Below are 676 nucleotides of genomic sequence, written 5' to 3'. Positions count from 1 at the left end.
AAGAGATCCGATGATCATCTGAAGCTTAAATGGTTAAGTTAGAAAGGGCGTACGGTGAATGCCTTGGCACTAGGAGCCGAAGAAGGACGGGACGAACACCGATATGCCTCGGGGAGCTGTAAGTAAGCATTGATCCGAGGATTTCCGAATGGGGGAACCCACCATCCGTAATGGGATGGTATCCATACCTGAATCAATAGGGTATGAGAAGGCAGACCTGGGGAACTGAAACATCTTAGTACCCAGAGGAAGAGAAAGAAAATTCGATTTCCTGAGTAGCGGCGAGCGAAACGGAAAGAGCCCAAACCAAGAGGCTTGCCTCTTGGGGTTGTAGGACACTCCATACGGAGTTACAAAGAAACAGCGTAGACGAAGCGATCTGGAAAGGTCCGCGATACAAGGTAACAGCCCTGTAGTCGAAACGTTGTTTCCTCCGGAGTGTATCCTGAGTAGGGCGGGACACGTGAAACCCCGTCTGAAGCTGGGAGGACCATCTCCCAAGGCTAAATACTACCTAGTGACCGATAGTGAACCAGTACCGTGAGGGAAAGGTGAAAAGCACCCCGGGAGGGGAGTGAAAGAGATCCTGAAACCGTATGCCTACAAGTAGTTGGAGCCCGTTAATGGGTGACAGCGTGCCTTTTGTAGAATGAACCGGCGAGTTACGATAACGTGC

At 50.7% G+C, this 676-nt stretch carries 1 rRNA gene; it reads left to right on the top strand.

Annotated elements, in window-relative coordinates:
- Positions 1 to 31: 31 nt before the first annotated feature.
- A 23S ribosomal RNA gene (locus QA612_RS22465) occupies positions 32 to 676 on the top strand; the annotation flags it as partial.

It is taken from the genome of Evansella sp. AB-P1 (assembly GCF_029688925.1).
GTDB lineage: Bacteria > Bacillota > Bacilli > Bacillales > Salisediminibacteriaceae > Evansella.
The sequence above is the reverse complement of the archived record's forward strand: the minus strand, read 5'-3'. Positions and strand labels throughout refer to the sequence as shown.